The sequence below is a fragment of the Kangiella shandongensis genome (assembly GCF_020005365.1).
Classification (GTDB): domain Bacteria; phylum Pseudomonadota; class Gammaproteobacteria; order Enterobacterales; family Kangiellaceae; genus Kangiella; species Kangiella shandongensis.
In genome coordinates this window covers 1-4,540 of the sequence record NZ_JACNML010000019.1, presented here as the reverse complement: position 1 = coordinate 4,540, position 4,540 = coordinate 1, and the positions used below count along the sequence as shown (strand labels likewise).

The following is a 4,540-nucleotide window of genomic DNA, read 5'->3' as shown; positions in this document are numbered from 1 at the left end:
AAGCCTCTAATCGAACCTGCTCCTGCTCCGAGTAATTACTCCATTCGAAATTGTTAATATTCCCTTTATATTCTTCAACAACGTCTGGCATCTCATTAATACTGAACATGTGTTGTTGTATCGTTGGTTGTTCACTCCAGTCGTTCAACTCTTTCACATTGACTGGGTGCATAAAGCGGCTTCTGAAGGACGAGTCACTTTCAACTTTGGCGACCATTTTTTGGGTCAATAAGTTTGTCGAAAAGCCGATGTAGACGGTCTCACTATCTTCAAACGCCCAGACGCTGTTTAACGTTTGGCCAGCGGATAAGTTGCCCGGCTTTTGGTAGTCCTCAAGCGAGGTGTACTGCATTTCTGTGTAGTTGCCCTTGCCGTCAGCCTCCCAGATATGAAGTGTACCTTTGGTATCGTCGTATAAGTAAACATAGCCCGAGCGTAGAGAGCGCAACGTATAGACGGCTCGTTTAAGTTCCTCAAATCCTTTTTCCAGGCGCGAGCCACAGTCGGCTTCTTCATACAGGTATTGCGGTTGTGCATCATCCTTGCGCGGGACGATGGCGTAACGCACGGGAATGATGGGAATCGTTCCGGCGCATTGGCTTTCGGCGACACTGTTGCCTTCTTGTTGGGCTGTGGTTGTATCCGTTCCGGTGGTCATTGTTTTGCCATGGTTATTTATTGCACTGTCCTTGTCTTGGGTAATTCTTCATGGAGTTACCTGCTACTTTAGTTCCTATACCCCTTTACTTCTTGTTCATATAATAATGCTTTGCCATGTCGACGTAGGTGGTTTCCTTCTGCTCGAATGGAATGGCTTTTCGGACCATGTCGAGGGTGATGGCGTGTTCTTGGATTTTATCGTAGTTTGGTAGTTGGTACTTGTCATTTTTTCGATTGATAATAAAGTGCCAAGTAGCTTCAGCCAGTGCATTAGGCAGGGTCAATACTATCCTCACGGGTAGCATGAGTATTTTAAACTTACGCATCATCGGCCCGTCTTCAGGTTTATACATGGGAAAGGGCCAGAAGTATTTTAAAGCAGGCTTGAAGGTTAAAGTTTTACCTAAAGATTTACTTTCCAGTGGCAATTCGGGCTCACGCGGGATCGGCACGGATTTCACGCCGCTCTGCATAAACTGGCGGATATACTCGAAGGTGGTCTCTTCAGCATCGTGTCCACCATCACCGCCCCAGACATTGACGGGGACAGGCGCTTTGATGGTTGTGTCAAACTTGGTTGAGCCTTTATTGATTGGGTGCTCTTTATTCATGGGGTGGTCTTTGACCAGGTGCAACTCAAAAGTTAAGACTGTGCGAGACACTGGGACAAAACCAGCAACTTCCGTGTTAACCCCAAGATAGGCTTTAACACTTTTCCAGTCGGCACGGTAGTAATACCCCATATAGACCATTTCGACGGTTTGTGATTGTCGGTTAAAGAGAACATTGCTCGATTTCCTAACGAAGCTGGCATGAATCCAAGAGCCTCCTAAAGTAATACCGAAGCAAATAAATGCTCCTCCAAGAAATATAAACATCCCCCCTAAAGTTAATGGCATATATATTTCATAAGCATCAATATTTAAAAATAAGAAAAACGGGACACTCAATACCCAGAAAGCCCAACCTAATAACCAACCTGTAGCTGCATCACCATTGTTTAAGTAAGATTTGAATAATAAACAATAGCGATTAATAGAAACCAGCTGGCCCTCAATACGCGGAGGGGCATTAAAGCCTTGGTGTGTGTTTATTGGTTGTTTTGCCATGGTTATTTACTACTATACTCTTAGTTACACTTGGGTTAGTCATCAAGGAAAAAATTCGTGGTGACTTTTTTGCCTTGCTGGCGATGATCTGGCCAATAGGAAACCTCTAAACGTGCCGACTGGACTTCTTCTTGGCTAAACAGTTTCTTGGCATTGATAATTAAACTGTCTCGGTACATAACGGCTTCAAGTTTGGTGTCGTTTTCTATTGGCAATGGTGTATGATTTTTATAATGACTATCATCGGGTAAGCCATCTTCAATTTCTGCCGATATATCGTCTTTTTCATAGCCATAAATAGTTAATTCAAAGTCGATTTGGCGCATCAAATCGTGTATTTTTATTAATGTTTGTTTGCATAAATCAGGTGAAACGTCCTTGTCCTTTGCACTATGAATAGAGTTTTGCCTTGGCTTCGGGGTAGGGCATAAATTCTTTATCTTTGCCGAGTATGTTAAACACCATGTCGGGGGTGATGGCGTTTTGGGTGGCTTTTTCTTGTTCAGGAAGTAGCATTTTCGGTTTGCCCCAGTTCATCATCCAGTGCCAGCAGCCGTCGGCTAAGACGTTGGGAATATAAAAAGCGAGTCGCACTGGAACCAAAATGGTTTTAATGACTTGTAGCGTGGTTGGCTCGTTGTCGCGGTACGGTGGAAACGGCCAGTGATAACTGACGGCTTCGCGGAAGCTGATAGAAGTACGCGTGGTTTTACTCGATAGCGGATAATAGAGCCGCTTTGGCACGTCCAGATCTTCGGGGCCGTTTTCCATAAACTCACGAATAAACTCCCACGCCATTTCGCAGCCATCGTAACCATCAGCGGTAAACGATTCTTCAATAACAGCATTAGCTGTTTTTTGTTGCTGTCTGTTGAGTGGTTTGCCGTTGATATTACGGACAGGCTTCATTTTCAGAACGATAGCGGTATCTTGAGTAATAACAACACCTGCTGCTGATGTCATGTTTTGAATCACGCCTTTAACATTATTCCACGAACATTCGTACAGAACCCCCATTTGAATCATGCGAATCGCTTTATCTTTTCGGTCGAAAAGGATGGGGGTGCTTCGCTTCAGTTGATGACTATAGAAAAAAGAAGAGCCTATAGTTCCAAGAATAAATGCAACTTTAACACATATTAAGATAAGTATAAGTGTGAGAGAATCACTTAACCCTGATTGATATCGTTCAATTTCCTCTGGTAGAATAGTAATAATTGTCGCTATTACAGGTAGCCCTACAAGGAAAAATCCCAACCAACCTGCAAACCCCATTACTGCAAAGGATTCACCTACTATTGTTCTAATCTGTAGGTGATTTTGGTTGATGCTGTGAAGCTGCCGATCAAGTCGTTTTGGTACATCAAATTTTGTGTTTTTATTAATGTTTGTTTTCATATAATCTTAACCGTCCAAAAAGAGGTTGGTGGTGACTTTAGTGTTTAAGGTGCTTTTATTTGGCCAGTAATCAACCTCAAGTCTTACTGAATCAGCAGACCAGTCTGTCATTTTTTTGTCGAGATAAATTACCAAACCTGATTCTGTGTATTCGTGATTTATAATATTGACAGAGGTGTTAATATTCAAAGGCGTAGCTTCTCGGTAGTCTTCCTCATCCACAGACCATTCGTCGTAAGCATACATTTTTATCCCAACCGTGCTGTTAACATGATCAAACCCTGGTAAAAAGAGCAAAAAACTTACCTCATCATCGCTGAAGACATTATCATTCCAGTCAGTTTCAGCATCGTCGGGAATGCCCTGGTCGGAATAATATTTGTCCATGAATGGGTCATAAAGTACTGCATCTTTTAAGTTCTCGGGTAACTCTTCCAACTTACGCGCTGAATAACAGACTACGGCGTAGCCCTGAGTTTCTTGAGCGGCTGAGCTATAAGGTGAGCCTACGTCAGCTTCGTTCACTCCGAGGCAGCTGCGGTTAAGCCAGATTTGAAATGGGGTATTGGTGTTTTTAATCTTCTGAATAATACAAAAGATACCGAGTCCAATCATTAAGATTCCTGCAACCAGCCAACCGACACCAGGTACCGTGGCGCTTCCAGCTGCTATCATACTTATGGTGGCGGCAGTTGTTAAACTGCCCCCTACTAACATAGCTGCCGATGCACCAAAAGACCAATTCGCGGCATCACGATCACCATCACCTCTTAAATTTAGACCTTCCCAGAAATGTACTGCCGCCTCGGCTATTGCCCCAACATACCCCGTTACTCGTATAAAAGCCTTACTGGCAAGGGCTTTGAAGACGATATTTTGGGTTGAGCGAGCGACAATATGGTTGGTCGGCATAGTTTTAGTGGCGATGGCTCGCAGGCCGAGGGCGGTTTCACCAAAGGCGCCCGCGGCGCCCATCATGGCAGAAAGCATATTAGCAGCGTTAAGGCCGCTTTTGTTTTCGCTGAAGCTGCTGATGGCACTGGAAAGATTGATGTAATGAAAATACGACACGATAGCGCCGAGCGGTAACTTACCGATTTCCCGCAGCAGGTTTGCGGACATTTTGGGTGCTACTTTGGTGGCGGTGGAGGTTTCCGTTAACGTTAGAGTGCCGTTATTGTTAACCAGTCTGGTTTTTATATTCGAGCTGGACGTTGGTGCTTGGCGTTTGGCTTGATTGATCCATTTGCTGGTTTTGGTCGTTATCGAGTGGTTCTGTACGCTCGCTTTACTGAGGTTATAGCGTGCGCCGAGCATTTGCATGGCGACTTGCGTTTTGTTCGACGATAGCTGCTTACCCAGCGTGTCAAAAA

General features: G+C 44.3%; 5 protein-coding genes. All 5 read right to left on the bottom strand.

What is annotated here, in order from left to right; all coding sequences use genetic code 11:
- A partial coding sequence (locus tag H7708_RS13315; protein ID WP_223671346.1) for a toxin VasX occupies nucleotides 1–658 on the bottom strand: 658 nt, incomplete at its 3' end.
- Nucleotides 659–743: 85 nt separating this feature from the next.
- Nucleotides 744–1,769: a hypothetical protein gene (locus H7708_RS13310; RefSeq protein WP_223671345.1), complete on the bottom strand. Its 1,026-nt coding sequence runs from the start codon at nucleotides 1,767–1,769 to the stop codon at nucleotides 744–746.
- A gap of 35 nt (nucleotides 1,770–1,804) precedes the next feature.
- Entirely contained in the window at nucleotides 1,805–2,095 is a 291-nt protein-coding gene (locus tag H7708_RS13305) for a hypothetical protein (protein ID WP_223671344.1), read from the bottom strand.
- A gap of 64 nt (nucleotides 2,096–2,159) precedes the next feature.
- Complete coding sequence (locus tag H7708_RS13300) at nucleotides 2,160–3,167, bottom strand: hypothetical protein (protein ID WP_223671343.1); 1,008 nt, start codon at nucleotides 3,165–3,167, stop codon at nucleotides 2,160–2,162.
- A gap of 6 nt (nucleotides 3,168–3,173) precedes the next feature.
- On the bottom strand, nucleotides 3,174–4,540 hold a 1,367-nt coding region (locus H7708_RS13295), incomplete at its 5' end, for a hypothetical protein (RefSeq protein ID WP_223671342.1).